Here is a 278-nt window from a genome sequence, read left to right on the forward strand (position 1 = left end):
CTGCACTTCGATCCGGCCGCCGTGGTGGCCTCCCCGTCCCGACTGACCCACGCCGACCTGACGGCCCTCGCCGACATCGTGGGGGAGGGCAACCTCTCCACCGCGGACACCCAGCGGCTGCCCCGGGCCAGGGGCAAATCGACACCCGATCTGCTGTCCTGGCGGCTGCGTCCCGAGGTGGACTGCCCCGACGCGGTGGTCGCACCACGTGACGACGACGAGGTGGCGGCCCTGCTGGCGTGGTGCGGACGCGAGGGGGTCGCGATGGTCCCCTTCGG

The 278-nt window shown here is 73.4% G+C and carries 1 pseudogene; it reads left to right on the forward strand.

The features are described 5' to 3' along the window. Window positions 1–278: pseudogene (locus G6028_RS17380) on the forward strand (FAD-binding oxidoreductase); the annotation flags it as partial.

The sequence above is a fragment of the Dietzia cercidiphylli genome, from assembly GCF_014145145.1.
In the GTDB taxonomy this organism is placed as follows: Bacteria; Actinomycetota; Actinomycetes; order Mycobacteriales; family Mycobacteriaceae; genus Dietzia; species Dietzia natronolimnaea.